This is a genomic window from Galbibacter kalidii (assembly GCF_026241135.1).
Taxonomy (GTDB): Bacteria; Bacteroidota; Bacteroidia; order Flavobacteriales; family Flavobacteriaceae; genus Galbibacter.
Genome location: NZ_JAPFGA010000008.1, coordinates 24,450 through 43,972 on the forward strand (window position 1 = coordinate 24,450; position 19,523 = coordinate 43,972).

Consider the following 19,523-nt stretch of genomic DNA (forward strand, 5'->3'; position numbering starts at 1 on the left):
CTTTAGTAGTGCAAATGTATATAAAATAGTAAAACGAAAGAATGAGTTCAGCTGAAATTGACTTGCAGGCAGCACTTAAACAATATTTTGGATTTAGTCAGTTTAAAGGTTTACAGGAAGGAGTTATAAAAAATATTGTGAATGATCGCAATACGTTTGTAATTATGCCGACCGGCGGAGGAAAGTCGCTTTGTTACCAATTACCTGCTTTGGTAAAAGAAGGTACAGCTATTGTTATTTCACCATTGATTGCCCTGATGAAAAATCAGGTAGATGTCATTAGGGGGATCTCTTCTAATAAAGGTATCGCGCATGTATTGAATTCTTCACTCAATAAAACAGAAGTACGTCAGGTAATGGACGACATTAAAAATAGTGTCACAAAATTGCTGTATGTGGCTCCGGAATCACTTACCAAAGAAGAATATGTAGAATTTTTCAGAACCGTAAAGATATCGTTTGTAGCCGTTGATGAGGCACATTGTATTTCTGAATGGGGACATGACTTCAGGCCTGAATATCGAAATATACGCACCATCATACAGCGTTTAGGGGATGATATTCCTATTATTGCGCTAACGGCAACCGCTACTCCCAAAGTGCAAGAAGACATTTTGAAGAACTTAGGTGTTAGCAGTGCTGAAGTTTTTAAAGCATCGTTTAACAGGCCAAACCTATATTATGAGGTGCGTCCGAAGACGAAAAATGTAGATGCAGATATCATCCGTTTTGTAAAACAAAATGATGGGAAATCGGGTATTATTTATTGCCTGAGCAGAAAACGTGTAGAAGAGCTGGCACAAACTTTACAAGTAAATGGCGTTAAAGCAGTTCCGTATCACGCCGGACTCGATGCAAAAACACGGGCCAAACATCAAGACATGTTCCTGATGGAAGATGTAGATGTTGTAGTGGCAACCATTGCCTTTGGAATGGGGATCGATAAACCGGATGTGCGCTTTGTGATCCATCACGATATTCCAAAAAGTATAGAAAGTTATTATCAAGAGACCGGAAGGGCGGGACGCGATGGCGGAGAAGGCCATTGTCTTGCTTTTTATGCATATAAAGACATAGAAAAGCTCGAAAAATTCATGAGTGGAAAACCGGTAGCAGAACAGGAGATCGGACATGCTTTGTTACAGGATATGGTGGCCTATGCCGAAACTTCCATGTCGCGAAGAAAATACATACTTCACTATTTTGGGGAAGAATTTGATGATGTTAACGGTGAAGGAGCCGATATGGACGATAATGTAAGGCACCCCAAGAAAAAACACGAAGCAAAAGACGATGTAGTTGATCTGTTGAAAGTTATTAAAGGTACCAAAGAAAAATATAAGGCCAAAGAAATTGTCAATACCCTTACAGGGAAGGTGAACGCACTGATAAAATCACATAAAACAGACGAACGTGATTTCTTCGGAATCGGAAAAGAGAAGGATGCAGCCTATTGGATGGCGTTGATCAGACAAGTGCTTGTTACCGGGATGTTGAAAAAAGAAATCGAGCAATATGGGGTTTTACATCTTATGGATCAAGGAAAAGCTTTTCTGAAACAACCGGAGTCTTTTATGATGACCGAAGATCATACTTATACCGATGCTGATGATGGAACGATTATAACAGCCGGGAAAAGTGGTGGTGCTGTGGCCGACGAAAAGCTATTGAAAATTCTGAAAGACCTCAGAAAACAACAAGCAAAGAAATTGGAGGTGCCGCCGTTCGTGATTTTTCAGGATCCTTCATTGGAAGATATGGCGCTTAAATATCCCATCAGCATGGAGGAAATCACCAATATTCATGGGGTGGGGGACGGAAAAGCCAGAAAATACGGTAAACCTTTTGTCGAGCTTATAAAAAGATATGTTGAAGAGAACGATGTCATTCGACCCGATGATATGGTGGTTAAATCAACCGGAGCGAACTCTGCTTTAAAACTCTATATGATACAAAATATAGACCGGAAATTGCCATTGGACGATATCGCGGCTTCCAAAGGATTGTCGATGGATAACCTTATTAAGGAAATGGAACAGATCGTCTATATGGGAACCAAACTCAATGTTGATTATTGGCTTGATGAGATTTTGGATGAAGATCAGCAGGAAGAACTGTACGATTATTTTTTAGAAGCTGAAAGTGATAAGATATCATTGGCGATGGAAGAATTTGACGGCGAATATGAAGAAGATGAATTACGCCTGTACCGCATTAAGTTTATCAGTGATATAGCGAATTGATTTTTAAGACTAAGATTTAAAGTTTAAAATTTAATGTTTAAGGTTTGTGTTTTCCTGATTGAAGTTAAAAAGTTTTGAAAATTCCAATATCCAAAGTACACTTGATGTATGAAAGGGAAAATTGGCTCCTCCCTTCAGATGAAGGGAGGTGGATTATCCGCCCTAAGCGGATAAGACGGAGGGTTTGATGTCCCAAGTCATGGATAAAAAAGCAAGCCTTTATTTTACGTCCTGAAGTCTTAAGTCGTATAAACCAATCAATTAGAAAGCTTGTAATAACGGTCGATACAGTTGTCTTGCTCGTTGTAAAACTCTTTGATGAGGTTGAAAGTAGAATCCAATATGCGTACAGAAGTAACATTGTTTTTATCAACATAGGCCACAACTTCTTTGATCTTTTTTACTTCAAAGGCATATTTAATGAGTCCGTTGGTGACTTCCTTTCCGTAGCCTTTTTTCCAATACTCTTTTAGAAGGCGATAACCTATTTCGTATTCTTCTTTTTCGTTTTTTACCAAGGCAACGGTTCCAATGAAATCAGAGGTTTCAGCAAGGGTAACCGCCCATACCCAAAAGTCGTTTTTCGGATTTTTGTAAAAATTCAGGATGTTTTGAAGGTCTCTTTTGTTTTCTTCATATGAAAATGCTTTGCCGCTGATATATTTCATTACCGTTTGGTCGTTTTGCATCTTGTGGAAGAGTTTAAGGTCTTCCATGTTTAGTTTTCTTATCGTTAAACGACTGGTCCCGAATATCATACTGTAAAGGTATGACAAAAACTTAAGACGGTGAAAGCCTAAGAAATGATCATTAGGGCAAGCATTATACAATCAAATCTAGATGAATCGGTTTTGAAACCATGTTCACAACAATTTATTCCGCCCCGCCTAGGACGGGCTTAAAAGACCTTTTTATATACCCTTTTCTATTAATATTTCACCCCTAACGGGGTAAAGTCCGTAGGACTGGAATATTAATAGCAAAAAATAGGCTACAAATAAATTTAAGCCCCAGAGGGGCGGAATATTTAATCAAGCAGGAAAGCTTTTCAGGTAAAATGTGATGTTTTTGCCCTGAAATGATCATGAATAAATTTTTAGTTTATTCATCCGCCGTTGGCGGACTAAAAATTTTAAACAGATGAAACGCTGTTTTCCAATAATTTTATACTGAAAGAAGCGGTATTCAATGTCGCATTTATCCCTACCGGAAGCGTGATATTGTATTTAATGTGACCTATAGAATAGCCGTAGAGTGACGGAATATTCAAAGGTTTTATCCTATCCATAATGACTTCCTTTAAACTGAATGTGACCGATCTTTTAGGTTCATCACAGCCTTTAAACACTCCCAAAACGATTCCTTTGGCATTTTTAAAGGTTTTGGAATCGAGAAGCTGTGTCAGCATTCTGTCAATACGATACGGATCTTCATCAATTTCTTCTATAAAAACGATCTTATCGGTATAATCAACTTCAAAAGGGGTGCCCGTCATGGCCGACAGCAAAGAAAGGTTTCCGCCTACAAGTCTTCCCGTAGCAATCCCCGGATTTATAACATATTGATGAAATGTTGAATCTAATGTTTGTGCCGGATAAAATTTACTTTTTATTTCGATACTATTGTTCGCATTTGTAATAATCTGCTCCAAATGTTGACGGTTAAAATCATTGTTCAATGTAGTGCCCACCGGTCCGTGAAAGGTGATCAATTTTGTACGTTGATAAATAGCATTCAGAAAAGCAGTAATATCGCTAAAACCCACAAGTACCTTCGGGTTTTGCTGAATGTAATCATAGTTTAATCCGCTAAGGATACGTGTACAGCCATATCCACCTCTTGCACAGATGATACCGTCTATATCCGGGTTGAGGAACATATGATGTACATCGGCGATACGCTCTTCATCAGTATTGCTCAAATAACCGTGGTTTTCCAAAATCCTCGAAGTGTGATAGGACTTAAACCCCATTTTTTCCACTCGTTCTATAGCTTTATTCAAGGCTGTTTGCGAAAGCTCATATCCGGGTGCGATCAATCCTACAGTATCCCCTTTTTTCAGTTGTTTAGGAAGGATGATGTCATCTTCATTATTTTTGATCTGATGATTTTTTAATGTGGATGGGGAAAAGCCCATTGCCGATGCCGGAAGTATTGAGATAGCCGAAGCTTGAATTCCTCGACCGATAAATTTTCTTCTGTTCATTTTATCAAATTTTAGTCATCAATCAAAACTACTCATTTTTTTTGTTTTTAAGCTTTATCAACATTTCATCCCTAAAAAATTACAGCTCAGTCATTCTATTTTTAAATTATCGGGTTATTTGTGGAGATTTGAACCAACTAATCAAAATCAAGAGAAATGTTACAGGTGATTTATAGTTTGTTGATGTTGTTGATGAACGTGATGGAACAGGATTTTTTTGATGACACAACACAAGATTTTGACACGGAAAGGAGTATTGAGGACAATCGTTACGAGCCTGTTTTTGTGCAGGATCAAAACTGTGAAACTTTCATTACCTTTAAATCAGGGATGCTCAAACAATACTAATAAGATTTAAACAAATACAATGATAAAACTGATTAGGGAAATAGGGATAGCACTTTTTATAGGCGTGTTATTGTTTGTGGTCTTAAGCACTATCAATATTCTTAACGGGGAAACTATCACCTTTGATCGTTTTTTGCTTAAGGCTTTTTTGTTTACTCAGGCATATACCATCTCCTTGTATTTGGCCAATAGTTTTTTTGTGAGGCTCCTTTACAAAAAGTATGAAAAAGAACTCTTTACATTCAGGTATGGGTGGATTTTTATTTTGGGTTCTATGTTGGTCTCTTTTGCCACTATATTTTTACTGAACTTTTTCTTTAAGACAGTTGTTGCCCAGCAAGGATTCCAAGAGTTTTATACCGGCGAGCAGTTTACGGATTATATACAACCTTTGATTATTTCAGTAATCATAGCCTTGCTTTTTTGGGCTTTTACTTATTACAGAACACGGCAGGAAACCAAAGTAAAAGAACAAAAAGTCATTGCCGGGGCTGCCACAGCCCGTTTTGATGCCTTAAAAAATCAGTTGGATCCACATTTTTTGTTCAATAGCCTGAATGTACTCACCAGTCTGATTGATGAAAATCCGGAAGCGGCACAGAAATTCACAACGGGATTATCCAAGGTGTACCGCTATGTGTTGGAGCAAAAAAACAAAGAATTGGTGACCTTGGAAGAGGAACTTCAATTTGCCAAAGTTTATATGGGGCTGTTGCACATGCGTTTTGAAAACAGTATCGATTTTCAGGTTTCAGATAAATTGTTGAAGAGCGAAGCAAGAGTAGTGCCATTATCGCTTCAGCTTTTGCTGGAAAATGCGGTGAAGCACAATAAAGTTACGGCTTCAAAACCCTTGCAGATCACAATTTCCGAAGAAAACAACTATTTGGTGGTTTCAAACCATTTACAACCTAAAGAAGTGATCAAAAAAAGTAGTGGAGTAGGTTTGAACAACATACGTCAACGTTACGGATTGCTCACAAACAGAAAAGTACTCATCGAGAAAACGCAAGAAGAATTTAAAGTCAAAATACCGATGTTAACAAAACAAGTCTCGACTATGGACACACAACAAGAAGCATATATCGATAACAAGCGCTACAAGCGCGCAAAAGAACGGGTGGAAAACATTAAGGGATTTTATGCGAACCTTACCGCTTATTTGATAGTGATCCCCTGTCTTGCGTGGTTGAATTACCAAACGACAGGCTTTGATTTTCCTTGGGTTATCTTTCCGATTTTAGGCTGGGGTTTCGGATTAACAATGCACGCCATGGAAGCCTTTGGTTATAATCCTCTGTTGGGAAAAGGATGGGAAGAGCGGAAAATCAAGGAATACATGGAAAAGGATAAATAATTAAGACAATAAAAAAATCAACTGATCATGGAAACTACAGATAAAGAAAAAAAATATTATGAAGCCAAAGAAAGGGTAGAGGAAATCAAGAAATTCTACAGCAACCTGACATCCTATATCGTGGTAATTATTTTTTTGGCAATTATTAATTACTGGACAAACAGGATGACCTACCCTTGGTTTTTATGGGCAGCCGGAGGCTGGGGCTTAGGACTGATTTTCCACGGGGCAAAAGTATTTGGATGGAATCCCTTTTTCTCTAAAGATTGGGAAGAGCGAAAGATCAAGGAATATATGGATAAAGAAAAAGACGATTATTCATCTTCCCGATGGGAATAAAATAAAACATCATGAGTTATACAGAAGAACAAGATAAATATAAAAAAGCACGGAAAAGGGTTCAAGAGCTAAAAGAGTTTTATTGGCATTTGGCAATCTTTATTATAATTAACAGCCATATTTTTGTAAATGTGTACATCGATACAGCAAGAAAAGGAGAAAGTTTCTGGCACTATACCACATTTATCACCTTTTTTTCCTGGGGAGTAGGACTCGCCGTACATGCATGGTGTGCATTGTGGAAACACCGGCTTTTCTCAAAGAAGTGGGAGCAAAAAATGATAGATCGTTTTATGCAAAAGGAAGCACGACAACATTAGAAGTAATTTATAAGGTATAATTTTTGATTAAAGTAATGAACGTAATTATCATAGAAGACGAAGCTCCTTCAGCAAGACGATTGGGGAGAATGTTGGAAAAACTGGATGTAGGGGTGGATAAAATACTGCATTCTGTTGAAGAGGCTGTCAATTGGTTTTCAAAAAACGCACATCCGGATCTTATTTTTTTGGATATCCAACTTTCTGACGGACTTTCTTTTGAGATTTTTGATACGGTTGAGGTAAAAAGTGCCGTAATTTTTACGACGGCCTATGATGAATATGCCCTGCAAGCGTTTAAACTGAACAGCATTGATTATCTGCTGAAACCCATAGACGAAGAAGAATTAGCCAAGGCGATAGAAAAATATCGGGATTTCAAACCTGTACCGCAGGACCTTCAACTTGATTTTGACGATATAAAAAAGCTATTGATAAATCCATTGGAAAGAGGTTATAAAAAGAGATTCAGCGTAAAGGTAGGACAGCACATTAAGCTAATACAGACAAGCGATATCGAATGTTTGTACAGTGAGAATAAAGGAACCTACGCTTTTACCAACGAAGGTCGAAGCTATCTGTTGGACAACAGTCTGGAGGCGATGGAAAATGAATTGCATCCCGAAAAATTCTTTAGGGTAAGCCGGAAATTCTATGTGAATATTGATGCCATTGCAGACATTATCAATTATTCCAATTCCCGCTTAAAAATCAAACTAAATCACTTCAACGAACAGGAAATTATTGTAAGCCGGGAACGTGTTAAAGATTTTAAAGCGTGGTTGGAGTGATGAGTATGTCAGACCAGTCAGGTTTTCAAAACCTGACTGGTCTTTGACTCAATGTTTTAATGTCACCTCGAGCGCAGTCGAGAGGTTTTGGACTTGGGCATTGGATGAGGTCTCGATAAGCTTCGCTTGGTATCTTCAATTCAAAATATATTTTGAATCTCGATAATGCTCGACCTGACTTTACACAAATATTTGAAATTTAACTCCGTTTACTCCTCTTCAACCCTATTATCATCAAAAGCAGAGGGAAGTAGTGTGGGGATTAATTTGATAAACACAGGTAAGAGTATTGCCCCTCCGGGCAAAGCAAAAATGGCCAGTGACGGGATAGTTTTAAATATATCGAGGAGTTGATCCTTGATTTTTTTGCGTTCCTTATCTGTTAATTCTGTTGTGGCCGATTTGCTTAACAAAAACAACAGTTCTTTGCTTTGTGACAATTCTTTTTGCAGGCGTTTACTGTTTCTGTTGATCAGACGTTTCACCAAAGTGTTGGAGTTGTCAAAAAATTGTTTTAACGGATTGGCACTTTTGAACAGGGACACTTCATCTTTGTGTTGTTCAAAGAATTCACTTACGTAGTCGATGGATTCTTTTATCGAATTTTCATCCAGTTTCAGGTCTTTTCCCGTTCCAAAAATGAATTCGGATTCCTTGTATTCCATCGAATGGTCTTCCCAAGCGGACAAACAAACCATATCGATAAAATATTTCTTTTCAAAATAGTCGAATTCGCCTTTTAGTTCGTCACGATACGAACCGTCAAAATCCTCGTCATCAAGGGTGTTGTAGAGGAGTGAAGCGTTAAAAAGCTTTAGAAGCTGATCGTCGTTCTCTGTTTTTTCCCCTTTGGAAGCGATGGTGTGATAGGCGAGGTTGATAAGGATACGCTCGATTTTTTTTGCGTGGAATTTCAGGTTGTCAACTCCGTTCAGGAATTTGTAATACATCAAAACATCGGTAAACAAGAGCGAGTTGGTCAGTATTTTACTGAAATTTTTAGTCAGGAAATTATCTAAAACGTGCACTCTGTCATGCAAGATTTTTTCCAAACGATAGGAGGCTTTTTTTCCGGTAAACAGGTGATCGATAAACGAAAGCTTTTCGGCTTCCAGTTCTTTATAAAATTGTGTGATATTTTTTAGAAAATCCTTAAAATCAACTGCCTTTTCATACTGAAGTTGATAGGTGCTGTAGAGAGCAGTGAGTAAATTGATTTTAGCCAATTCGTCCTCTGAGAGCTCATTTTCAAAAAGAAAAATAACCGGAGCAGAAACATTAGCTCCGTAGATAAAGCCATGTTGCCTCAGATCGAGATATAAAGCTGCCTTTCCGGAATACAAACGTTTGTTTTCCTGAACAATGGAGGCAAATTTATCAATCCAACCTTGGGCAGACGGGTTCATACAGTACAATTTTTTCAGCTAAAATACAACAGATAATGTAAAATTGAGGTTTCTTTAAAATGAAGAAAGGGAGATTTTTAAATATTAGCTGAAGTTTAAATCCCACTAAGTGGATATTACCTGACTTTGGCCGGTAGGTATAGTTAATAAAATTTATGTTGGATTCATGCAAAAAGCTCTCTGTTAATTTCTTTAACATTTCATGGACTATCCATGGCTTATCTATGGAGTATCCATGGGGTATGTTTGGCTTTAAAATACTTTTTGACCCGTCCTGACCCGTCCTAAAATAACTATTTTAAAAAAGGCCATTTACTGCTTATTCCTGTCAAAACCGTCCATTTATGGGTAAAACAGGGCATTTTATGCCCTTACGGACAGCGGGCTTTTTTATATGGAAAAATTGGTGGAAGTTTGTATTGGGTCAGTTGTCAGTTAATACTCGTTCGTAGTAGTGCCGGACATAAAACGGGTTTTGGCAAAAGGAGAGATGATTTGCAAGAGGTGTTTTCTAAGATGTTTGATGTCATTTTCTGTGTTGTATAGCTCTTTTTGTAAATTTGCGCCTTGTAGTTCATTACATTAGTAATTTATTGGCTGTCAACTTTAAATTTTTAACTGCTTTTTTTAGGTTTTTCCGCCTAATAGCCCTGAGGTAGTTGACCAAAAAGATTAGATTATATCATATAATAAGCAGAAACAAAAAAGTGAAATTAAAACGAAGAAGGAAATTAGTAACGTATTTAAATATTTTAGATCAGCCTGTAAGATTCAACCCTTTTGTTTTTAGTAGAACTTTTTTGTTGTGGGCTTTTCTAGGATTAATAGGAGGGGTAATAGCCGGTGTTTATTGGATTGGTCTCGAATTCCTTACTCATGTATTAGCCTTTTTTGAGGGGTGGACAGTTATTCCTGTGATGGCGGTTTGCGGACTTTTAGCGGGTTTGATAATTCACTTTATTGGCGATCCGGGGGAAATACATTTGATCGTAAACAACATTCGCTTCAATAAGGGGAAGCTGGACCCAAAAAACAATCCTTCAATGATTCTTTCCTCTTTATTATGTGTAGCTTCAGGGGGAAGTCTCGGTCCCGAAGCTCCATTGGTGCAGGTGACCGGTTCGACAGGAACCTGGCTCGGGAAGTTGTTCAGGCTTAAAGGTGAAGAGCTAAGGTCTTTGAGTATTGCCGGGATGGCATCAGGTTTTACGGCACTGTTCGGCGCTCCTTTGGGGGGTAGTTTGTTCTCTTTGGAAATTCTTCATCACAAGCACGCTGTTGAATATTATAAAGCTATTATTCCTGCTTTTGTAGCAAGTTGTTTCAGTTATTTGGTGTTTGCATTGATCATTCATTTAGGACTTGGTCCGATATGGAATTTATCTGCTTATGAATATTCAGGGATTTTTGATTTCGGATATGCTGTTTTATTTGCAATTGTTGGAGCGGCTTTTGGATGGGGATTTATTTTTTGCACAAAGTTTTTTAAATCCGTTTTCGAGCATCGTCCCATACCTATTTATCTTAAAACATTGATTGGTGGAATTGCACTCGGGGCCATAGCTTTCTATTTTCCCTTAACACGATATTTTGGGCATCACGAAATCAACGAACTGTTATCGGGTAACTTTTCGCTGACTTTATTGTTTGCCATTTTGATATTTAAAATCATTGCCATTTCGATAACCGTGACATCGGGATGGAGAGGAGGATTTATCATTCCCCTATTTTTTGTCGGGGCAACAATAGGTTTGATCATTCATCAATTATTTCCTGCAATCAACCTCTCCTTAGCAATTGTTAGCTGTATGGCAGCCATAAATGCCTGCGTGACCCGAACGCCGATGAGTACAACAATTTTATTGGCTACTTTGACAGGATTTGGACATTTCATCCCAATTCTATTTGCAAGTCTTACAGGTTATTTTTTAGCTCCGAGAATACCTTTTATAAGTTCACAAATGGAGAAATGATGAAAAGTATTATCCCGGTTTTTACTTAAAAATATGGGCATCGTTATTTTGACGATGCCCAATTCATACGAAATAAATACTCAAAACAAGTATACATTGTTATTGATGTCTCTATCTCTATTAATGATCTGTCCTAAAAGGAACAGCAGGTAAACCTTCTTCGTTGTATAAGTTGACTTTGTCCGGATTGTTTGCCCAAGCATAACGAACTGATTTTGGTTCAGGTACTTTGTCACTCCATACCTCTATTTTGTTGCCAACGATTTTAGCTTTTGCCCAGACGTATTTCCCATCAGCTCCAGCAATAGCAAATTCTTTTGGTGAAGCTCCGTCTTTGGTGACAAGTCCGCCGCCGGTATGGCTGAATTCCAATACGATTTTATTACCGACAACCTCCATCAATTTGTACATGGGACCCGAAGCGACTATATCTTTCCCATAAGCTATTTTTTGTGCAGCCAATGCCAACCGATGCCCAACATCTTTTTTGTTAAGCGGGTGAATGTCGTTCCATTCGCCTATATCAATGGTTGTGGCCATTCCGGTATTGGGAAGCGACAATGCTTTGGTCTGTGCTTCACGGGTTCGTGCCCAGCCACTTTCTGTTGGTTCCTCCTGTGCTTTCATAAAATTGGTCAATTGCACAAATAAAAATGGGAAATCGCCTTGTTGCCATTGTTGTCTCCAATCACTGATAACAGCAGGGAAGAGGGTATCGTATTCTTCAGGGTTTTTGGTGTTGGATTCCCCTTGATACCAGATCGTACCTTTAATCCGATAATTCAATAAAGGATGTATCATGGCGTTAAAAAGCCCGAGTGGTTTCCAGCGTACAAAGGTTTGTCCTTTCAAAAGTGGAGCAGGTGTCCCTAATTTGAATTTCCAAAGCCCTTTCAGGTTGATGGTTTTATCGGGAAGCACCAATTCATAATCTTTTTCCTTAACAAAACCACCATTCCCCCGTTCGTTAATAATTTTAATGGCGATGGTGTTTTTTCCATCTCGCAATATTCCCTTCGGAATGGTATATCGTCTTGGTGGATATTGATAGGTGGTATTGCCTACAAAAATTCCGTTTACAAAAACCGAATCGGCATCTACAATGCGACCAAGCAGTAATGAAGCTTTGTGTCCGACGTCTTTTTTGTCAAGCTCAAATGATTTTCGGAACCAAACCACTCCGTGGGTATCACCGAGTGATGTTGTGTTCCAATACCCGGGGATTTCCATGATTTCCCACTCACTGTCATCGGTTTCAAAGGTTTTTAGGTTTTCTTTAGTGCCTATGTCTTTTGCTGAAATATCGCTGTACCAATTTTTAATCCGATTTTGATCGGAAGTAATGACACTGTCAACATACTGTTCGTTTTTGAAAAGTTGAGCCTCTTGCCAGTAATGTGGGAATTGCTTTAAAGCGGCTTCACTCAACCAAGCTTCAGCCGGAGAACCTCCCAAACTACTGTTTATGAGTCCGATTGGAATTTTGTTTTCCTGATTTAATTCTGTAGCAAAAAAATAGGCCACAGCAGAAAATTTGTGGATGGTTTTTGAGTTCACCGATTCCCATTTCCCTGAGGAAAGATCAACAAAGGGAGTGTTGAAATCATATGTTTTGGGAACTTCAAAATAGCGTATTTGATCATTGTCAGCCTCTGCTATTTCTTTTTCATACAGCGGACTTACCCGATACATGGGCAATTCCATATTAGATTGTCCGGAACACAACCACACATCACCAATAAGAATATTTTGTACGATGATGCTGTTATTGCCTTTAATGCTCATTTCATATGGACCTCCGGCTTCCATTTCAGGTAAGATTATTGACCAATTTCCATCTGCTGAAGCAGTGGTTTGATATATTTTTCCTTTAAAACCCATTTCGATTTCCTCGTCAGGATCTGCCCAACCCCATATTTTGAGCTCCGTATCGTGCTGTAACACCATGCCATCACTAATGAGTTTTGGGAGCTTAACATCCGCAGATACAGGTAATGCTAAAATTACGGCGCACAGGCAGATAAGAATATGTTTAAAATTATATGATGTCATATTGATATTATTTTTCGGCTTCAACCAGGGCATCTATGGCTTTTATGGTACCATCTTCATTATATTCCAATTCGCTTACTTTCACATTCCTTAAATGTGTTTTTCCGCCCGATAGTGAGCTATCGTGAAAGAAGATGTACCATTTTCCGTCAATTTCAACAATAGAGTGGTGGTTGGTCCATCCTAAAACCGGTTTTAGGATTACACTTTGGTAGGTAAAAGGTCCGTAAGGACTATCTCCAACGGCATAAGCAATATTATGGGTATCTCCTGTTGAATAGGAGAAATAATATTTTCCGTTGTATTTGTGTACCCATGCTGCTTCAAAAAACCTGCGGTCGTGATCTCCGGCTAAAATCGGATTCCCTTCTTTGTCCACGATCTCAATTTCTTTTAGTTCTTCAGCAAATTGAAGCATATCGTCACTCAATTTTGCAACTCTTGGAGCAATGGCCGGCTCATCGTCTTCCGGTTCGTTGTCATACGGACTGTTGAAATCGGTGTTATAGGTTCCGGTTCGCCAATTTTGAAGCTGACCACCCCAAATCCCACCTACATACATATAATAAGAGCCATCAGAATCCTTAAAAACAGCGGGGTCTATACTTATACCGCCTTCAATGGGCTTTTCTTCAGGTTTGAATGGCCCTGCAGGACTGTCGCTTGTAGCAACACCAATCCTGAAGATGTCTTTTTCGTCCTTTGCAGGGAAATACAGGTAGTATTTACCGTCTTTTTCAGCAGCATCAGGCGCCCACATTTGTCTTTTTGCCCATTTTACGTCTTCTACATCCAAAACTTTTCCGTGGTCGGTTACTTTACCATCAATATTATCCATAGAGAAAACATGATAGTCTTTCATATTAAAATGAGCTCCATAATCATTTTCAGGAATTCCGGACTCATAATCGTGTGAAGGGTAGATGTATATTTTTCCGTCAAAAACATGGGCAGAAGGGTCGGCGGTATATATATGGGTGATTAGCGGTTGTATTTCTGTAGTTTCTTCGGCAGTAGTATTCGTAACTACTTCTTGTTCATTTTTAGTAGTTTCTTTTTTATCGGTTTTTTGCTTACAACTCATCCCCAATAATGAAAGGCATGTTAGTAATGCGAATGATTTGGTAGTAAAGCGTGTCATATATTATTTATGTTAGTTAGTTTTATAATCAGGTCTCTAAATTATTAAAAAAATTAATCAATCGTTTTCTTTTATTATTAATTGTTGTAAAATATTAATAATCAATTTTTTATTAAAACATCCCCTCTTTTTTATTTTATTGATATGTTAAAAATTTTTAATTTTTAACGCAATCGATTGCGCTATTTAAATAATTATAATATATTTATCATCTCAAAAATATTTTAGGTGTTTTTGAGTGAAATAAATAATCAATAAACTAATTAATTAAAAAATCAACAAAATGACTCATCAATTGCTGATTAAGACCAAAATCAATGGCAAGAAGTTCCTTATGCTTCTTTTGTTTTTTGCGATGGGCTATACGCTACATGCACAAAACATAAATGTTTCCGGTACGGTTACCGATGAAACAGGCCCTCTGCCGGGAGTAACTGTAGTGGTAAGTGGTGCTAATCAAGGTACGACAACCGATTTTGATGGAGCTTACACTTTGAGTAATGTACCATCTGATGCAACCATAGAGTTTAGTTATGTCGGGTTTACCACCCAAAGACTAGCTGTAAACGGAAGGACACAAATTAACGTGACCATGACACAGGACACAGAAGAACTGGCAGAAGTGGTTGTTGTGGGATATGGTACACAAAACAAGGAATCTGTAACTGGTTCGGTAGTTTCCATTAAAGGTGACAATTTAAATGAGGTACAATCAGCCAACTTCCAACAAGCACTTCAGGGTAGAGCTGCTGGTGTTAAAATTTCCACAACCAGCACAAGACCCGGAGCTGCACCGCAAATACGCATACGTGGTACGCGTTCGCTTTCAGCAGACAATAATCCGTTGATAGTTCTCAACGGTATCCCCTTTTCCGGTGGGCTTAGTGATATCAATCCAAATGACATTGAAAGTCTTGATATACTAAAAGATGCATCCGCCACGGCCATATATGGATCAAGAGGGGCAAACGGTGTTATCTTGATAACGACAAAATCTGGAACCAAAGGACAGAAGGCCACGATCACTTACAATACTTATTATGCTGCAAAAGAAGTATTTGCGAAATTTCCTATGATGAATGCGGCCCAGCTTATACAATTGCGCGCTGATGTTGCAGCCAATAATGGTGGAACTCCTATTTTTGGTTTGGCGGGTGATGAATATTTGGGCAATGATACAGACTGGCAGGATCTACTATATGGTACGGGCCTGCAAACCGCACATGATATTAATGTTCAGGGCGGTACCGAAAACGGCTCTTACAATGTAGGTTTGGGGTATTTTAAAGAAACTTCTGTGGTTCCCGGAGATTCTTTTGATAGATATTCCTTGAGGGCGCAGATCGATCAAAATGTGGGTAAGTTGTTTCGTTTTGGTTTGAATTCTGTAACCAATTTTAACAAAACGAGCAGTGTTATTGGTATCTACGGAACACTGGCTGGATCTCCCCTTCTTAGTCCTTATGACGCTGACGGGAATTTTCTTGAATCCGTCCGTCTTCAAACACAAGCTGATGACCAATGGATCCCAACCAGGAATGAAATTAGTCGAATCGGGAAAGGCAGGGTAAACGAGCAGCTCGACTTTGGTACATATAACAACATCTATGGTGAACTGCAAATACCTTGGGTCGATGGTTTGAAATACCGTCTTAACCTTGGTTTAAACTATCGGACATCAAGGGATGGCAACTTCACGGGGCAAGGTGTATTTAATTATAACCCGATCAACCCTTCCTCTGCAAGTTATGATTCCTCGATCCAAAAAGATTATGTGATTGAAAATCAATTAATTTATGATAAGACATTTGGTAAACATCAGGTAAATTTTGTTGGACTGTTCTCTTCACAAAATACTGAATTTGACAATATAGGGCTTGCTGCTCAAAATATTCCCGACGAAAGCTCTTTATGGTATAACCTTGATGCAGCACTTTCTGAAGATGTTACAAGGTATGGAACCGGCTATTCCGCCACTGGATTGTTATCGTATATGGCCCGGGTGTTATATCAGTTCGACAACCGCTATCTACTTACCGCAACGGTGCGTTCCGACGGTTCATCCAGATTGGCTCCCGGTCGTAAATGGGTTACGTATCCAGCCGTGTCCGTAGGGTGGAACATAGGCAATGAAGTCTTTATGGAAAATGTGGATTGGGTAAATCTGCTCAAACTACGGGCAGGTTATGGTGAAACCTCAAACCAAGCCATAGCACCTTATTCAGTTCAAGGTAGATTAGGTCAGGTCAACTATAATTATGGAGGTACCTTTGCAACAGGTTATTTTGTGAATCAACTGCCCAACCCAAACTTGGGATGGGAGTTTTCAGAGACCTATAACTACGGTCTTGATTTTGGATTGTTCAATAACCGTTTATCGGGTAGTGTGGAATACTATATTACCAAAACCAATGATATTTTATTGGGTCTTGGACTTCCAAGCACTGCAGGTGTAGGTAGCGTAACCAGCAATATTGGCAATACCGAGAATAAAGGTCTTGAAATAGCCCTCAACGGTACCATTTTTGACAATCCCGATGGATTTTCCTGGGATGTTGGAGTTAACGTGTACACCAATAGAAATGAAATTACCTCATTGGCCTCTGGCCAAGATAATGACGAGGGGAATCTTTGGTTTGTTGGCTCGCCAATCAATGTCATTTATGATCAAGAACGAATCGGGCTCTGGAATGAATCCGACCCAGATTTCCAATACTTGGATATATTGGAACCAGGGGGTAATGCCGGTATGATCAAAGTAAGATATACTGGCGATTTCAATGAGGATGGTTCACCAACTAGAGCTATAGGTCCTGACGACAGAATTATACAGGATCCAACTCCTGATTTTCTAGGTGGTTTTAATACACGTTTAGCCTACAAAAATTTTGATTTGAGTATGGTGGGGGCTTTCCAAAGCGGTGGTATCCTTGTAAGTACGTTATATTCGTCAAGTGGCTATCTGAATTTACTGACGGGTAGAAGAAACAACGTTGCCGTGGATTATTGGACACCAACCAATACCGATGCCAAATATCCTGCTCCTGGAGGTATACAAAGTGGTGATAACCCAAAATACGGAAGTACCTTAGGCTATTTTGACGGCTCATATTTAAAGGTACGTGCACTGACTTTGGGCTATAATTTTGATCAAGATTTGATTAGGGATTCTTGGTTTAAAAACCTTCGCCTCTATGCCACTGTACAGAACCCCTTTGTGTTATTTTCACCATTTCATGACGAATCTGGTCTAGATCCAGAAACTAACTCTGGTGTTAATGCTGATGGTACTCGACAAAACGTAGCTGTTAATACGGGTAGTGTTTCCAGAGGAATACCGACTGTTGGTACCAATGTTCCGACAACGAGAAATTTTATGCTAGGATTAAACGTAACATTTTAAAAAAATAATAATGAGAAAGATGAAAAGAAAAAGTATATCAATAGCAATCTTATCGATTGCATTGTTTACAGGATCTTGTACAAAAGACATTATAGAAGAGGAACCAAGAGGTGTGTTCACTCCTGAGTTTTTCTCAACTGAACTTGGTGTTCAAGGTGGTTTGACATACTTGTACCAAAATTTAAGAAACGTATATGGGTTCGCCTATTTTTTAAACTTGGGTGAAACGGGAACAGATGAATACTGTGCTGCCCAAAGTGCCGATAACAACTTTTTTGATTTGGACCTTGCCGGAGAGGGCAATTTAAGTTCCGATAGTGGTTTTTCAATCGGTAGACCTTGGGGCAACGCCTTTCCCGCTATTAACACGGCTAATGGAATTATTGAAAATGCAGCTGCTGTTGGTCTGGACGAAGCGCTAATCGCAGAGGCCCAATTTTTCCGTGCTTTCAACTATTTCTTGTTGGTGCAAACCTATGGCGGTGTACCATTGGATTTAGGTTCCGGGGAATTGGCTTTTAACAGTTCTGCCGTTAGAACCTCAGTACGCAATACGGTACCTGAGGTGTATACCAAAGCCATTTTTCCTGATTTGATTGCTGCGGTTAATGATTTGCCAGAAAATCCACGGTTAACCGGGGCGGTGACCAAGAATGCGGCCCGGTTGTTTTTGGCTAAAGCGTATTTAACATACGGATGGTGGCTGGAAAACCCCAATGGTATTCCTACATATCCAGAAGCGCCAAGAACTGATCCCGATGGCAATGGTGCTGCATATTATTTTCAACAAGCTTATGATGTGGCCGTTCAAGGCATCAATAACCCAGGGCCTTATGGTTTGCTTGATTATTTTTACGATGTTCATGTTGCCACAAACGATCGTCATGAGGAAATGATGTTGTATGCAGATCGTACAGAAGAAAGCCAGATTTACAATGGGGCAGATTTAGGGTTTAGCGGAACAGACGGTAGTGCCAACACAGCGGTTTGGATGGTAACCTCCAATTACACCACTATTAGTGTTGATGGTGTTGCAGCGGTACAACGTGAGGCTGCGCAAAGCTATGGAAGACCATGGACACGTATGGCACCAACTACAGGCGCATTAACAGAAACTTTTGCTGAAAAAGATTTGGATTCCCGTTACGATGGTACATTCGTAACGAGCTACAGGGGTAACTGGGACAAAGGAGGTGATGAGACACCCACTTTAACCGCCGCCAATGGATTGGAAATAGCACCTGGTGATGCGGTTGTTTCATTCTTGGATGATTACGACCCAAATGTTGACTATAGCGTGAACGGCGGTAATATCGGGGGTGGACAAACTGCTGGAAGATCTGATTATGTCATTAACTTAAATGAAATCAATAGAAGATTTTACCCAGGCCTATGGAAGCTGGGAACATATCGCACTGACAACGCGGGTGGTTTAGGATCGCCTAATGGTGCGCTTACACGTCCTTTTCCTATTGCTAAATTTTCAGAATTCTACCTCATAGCCGCCGAAGCAGCTGTAAAAGGTGCGTCTGGAAATCTTTCTGCCAGGGATTTGGTAAATGTCATTCGTGCCCGTGCTGGCATGTGGCGTTTTGACAATGGTGAGCAGCAAGAACGCATTGAAGACAATAGTGCTGCCATGGTGGCCGCAACACCTGCCGTAATTAATATAGACTATATTTTGGCAGAGCGATCCCGTGAGTACTTTGGAGAAGGTATGAGATGGTATGATTTGGTGCGCACACAAAAATGGAACGAATATGCAAGTTCCTATGAAATTGCAGGAAACGATGCTGCAGACCATAACCCCACAACAACAACTAGGACCATTGAGCCTTTTCATTACTTAAGGCCAATACCACAAGGTCAAATAGATGATTTAGATATGTCTGATGCCGAAAAGGCCGCGTATCAAAATCCTGGTTATTAGGAAATTAATATAAC

General features: G+C 39.3%; 14 protein-coding genes. 9 read left to right on the top strand and 5 right to left on the bottom strand.

The window, feature by feature from the left end; translation table 11 throughout:
* Positions 1-41: 41 nt before the first annotated feature.
* Positions 42-2,243, top strand: coding sequence for a DNA helicase RecQ (gene recQ, locus OOZ15_RS09790; protein WP_265956219.1), 2,202 nt, complete (start codon positions 42-44; stop codon positions 2,241-2,243).
* A gap of 257 nt (positions 2,244-2,500) precedes the next feature.
* Here recQ and OOZ15_RS09795 read toward each other — a convergent pair whose 3' ends face one another.
* Both OOZ15_RS09795 and OOZ15_RS09800 read right to left on the bottom strand, forming a co-directional pair.
* Positions 2,501-3,001, bottom strand: a complete 501-nt coding sequence (locus OOZ15_RS09795; protein WP_265956220.1) for a GNAT family N-acetyltransferase — start codon at positions 2,999-3,001, stop codon at positions 2,501-2,503.
* A 374-nt stretch (positions 3,002-3,375) separates the two neighbouring features.
* A complete protein-coding gene (locus OOZ15_RS09800; protein ID WP_265956221.1) occupies positions 3,376-4,449 on the bottom strand; it encodes a S66 peptidase family protein in 1,074 nt (357 codons plus the stop codon).
* Between the two features lie 156 nt (positions 4,450-4,605).
* On the opposite strand from OOZ15_RS09800, the gene OOZ15_RS09805 reads away from it, so the two are divergent.
* From OOZ15_RS09805 to OOZ15_RS09825, 5 genes are read left to right on the top strand one after another with little or no spacing between them, the layout of a single operon-like run.
* On the top strand, positions 4,606-4,797 hold the full coding sequence (locus tag OOZ15_RS09805; protein ID WP_265956222.1) for a hypothetical protein: 192 nt from the start codon (positions 4,606-4,608) through the stop codon (positions 4,795-4,797).
* Positions 4,798-4,816: 19 nt separating this feature from the next.
* Positions 4,817-6,154: a 2TM domain-containing protein gene (locus OOZ15_RS09810; protein WP_265956223.1), complete on the top strand. Its 1,338-nt coding sequence runs from the start codon at positions 4,817-4,819 to the stop codon at positions 6,152-6,154.
* 27 nt (positions 6,155-6,181) lie between these two features.
* A complete protein-coding gene (locus OOZ15_RS09815; RefSeq protein ID WP_265956224.1) occupies positions 6,182-6,493 on the top strand; it encodes a 2TM domain-containing protein in 312 nt (103 codons plus the stop codon).
* A gap of 11 nt (positions 6,494-6,504) precedes the next feature.
* Positions 6,505-6,813, top strand: a complete 309-nt coding sequence (locus OOZ15_RS09820; protein WP_265956225.1) for a 2TM domain-containing protein — start codon at positions 6,505-6,507, stop codon at positions 6,811-6,813.
* A 35-nt stretch (positions 6,814-6,848) separates the two neighbouring features.
* Positions 6,849-7,604, top strand: coding sequence for a LytR/AlgR family response regulator transcription factor (locus tag OOZ15_RS09825; protein WP_265956226.1), 756 nt, complete (start codon positions 6,849-6,851; stop codon positions 7,602-7,604).
* Between the two features lie 209 nt (positions 7,605-7,813).
* Here the strand turns inward: OOZ15_RS09825 and OOZ15_RS09830 are convergent, their stop codons facing one another.
* Positions 7,814-9,010 (bottom strand): LETM1-related biofilm-associated protein, encoded by a 1,197-nt coding sequence (locus tag OOZ15_RS09830; RefSeq protein WP_265956227.1) that lies wholly within the window; start codon positions 9,008-9,010, stop codon positions 7,814-7,816.
* Between the two features lie 707 nt (positions 9,011-9,717).
* Between OOZ15_RS09830 and OOZ15_RS09835 the strand changes: the two genes are divergently transcribed.
* Complete coding sequence (locus OOZ15_RS09835) at positions 9,718-10,983, top strand: chloride channel protein (protein ID WP_265956228.1); 1,266 nt, start codon at positions 9,718-9,720, stop codon at positions 10,981-10,983.
* A gap of 120 nt (positions 10,984-11,103) precedes the next feature.
* Here OOZ15_RS09835 and OOZ15_RS09840 read toward each other — a convergent pair whose 3' ends face one another.
* Positions 11,104-13,035, bottom strand: a complete 1,932-nt coding sequence (locus OOZ15_RS09840) for a sialate O-acetylesterase (protein WP_265956229.1) — start codon at positions 13,033-13,035, stop codon at positions 11,104-11,106.
* A 7-nt stretch (positions 13,036-13,042) separates the two neighbouring features.
* Complete coding sequence (locus OOZ15_RS09845; protein WP_265956230.1) at positions 13,043-14,176, bottom strand: glycoside hydrolase family 43 protein; 1,134 nt, start codon at positions 14,174-14,176, stop codon at positions 13,043-13,045.
* Positions 14,177-14,459: 283 nt separating this feature from the next.
* Here OOZ15_RS09845 and OOZ15_RS09850 point away from each other — a divergent pair, with 283 nt between their 5' ends.
* Together OOZ15_RS09850 and OOZ15_RS09855 are read left to right on the top strand one after the other, a co-directional pair.
* Positions 14,460-17,579 carry a SusC/RagA family TonB-linked outer membrane protein gene (locus tag OOZ15_RS09850; protein ID WP_265956231.1) on the top strand — a complete coding sequence of 1,040 codons (3,120 nt, stop codon included), beginning with the start codon at positions 14,460-14,462 and terminating at the stop codon, positions 17,577-17,579.
* A 19-nt stretch (positions 17,580-17,598) separates the two neighbouring features.
* A complete protein-coding gene (locus OOZ15_RS09855) occupies positions 17,599-19,509 on the top strand; it encodes a RagB/SusD family nutrient uptake outer membrane protein (RefSeq protein ID WP_265956345.1) in 1,911 nt (636 codons plus the stop codon).
* Positions 19,510-19,523 lie beyond the last annotated feature (14 nt).

Bases quoted from the DNA above. Each gene is read 5' to 3' on its own strand.
- recQ (WP_265956219.1), top strand. From the start codon at position 42: ATGAGTTCAGCTGAAATTGACTTGCAGGCAGCACTTAAACAATATTTT.
- OOZ15_RS09795 (WP_265956220.1), bottom strand. From the start codon at position 3,001: ATGATATTCGGGACCAGTCGTTTAACGATAAGAAAACTAAACATGGAA.
- OOZ15_RS09800 (WP_265956221.1), bottom strand. From the start codon at position 4,449: ATGAACAGAAGAAAATTTATCGGTCGAGGAATTCAAGCTTCGGCTATC.
- OOZ15_RS09805 (WP_265956222.1), top strand. From the start codon at position 4,606: ATGTTACAGGTGATTTATAGTTTGTTGATGTTGTTGATGAACGTGATG.
- OOZ15_RS09810 (WP_265956223.1), top strand. From the start codon at position 4,817: ATGATAAAACTGATTAGGGAAATAGGGATAGCACTTTTTATAGGCGTG.
- OOZ15_RS09815 (WP_265956224.1), top strand. From the start codon at position 6,182: ATGGAAACTACAGATAAAGAAAAAAAATATTATGAAGCCAAAGAAAGG.
- OOZ15_RS09820 (WP_265956225.1), top strand. From the start codon at position 6,505: ATGAGTTATACAGAAGAACAAGATAAATATAAAAAAGCACGGAAAAGG.
- OOZ15_RS09825 (WP_265956226.1), top strand. From the start codon at position 6,849: ATGAACGTAATTATCATAGAAGACGAAGCTCCTTCAGCAAGACGATTG.
- OOZ15_RS09830 (WP_265956227.1), bottom strand. From the start codon at position 9,010: ATGAACCCGTCTGCCCAAGGTTGGATTGATAAATTTGCCTCCATTGTT.
- OOZ15_RS09840 (WP_265956229.1), bottom strand. From the start codon at position 13,035: ATGACATCATATAATTTTAAACATATTCTTATCTGCCTGTGCGCCGTA.
- OOZ15_RS09845 (WP_265956230.1), bottom strand. From the start codon at position 14,176: ATGACACGCTTTACTACCAAATCATTCGCATTACTAACATGCCTTTCA.
- OOZ15_RS09850 (WP_265956231.1), top strand. From the start codon at position 14,460: ATGACTCATCAATTGCTGATTAAGACCAAAATCAATGGCAAGAAGTTC.
- OOZ15_RS09855 (WP_265956345.1), top strand. From the start codon at position 17,599: ATGAAAAGAAAAAGTATATCAATAGCAATCTTATCGATTGCATTGTTT.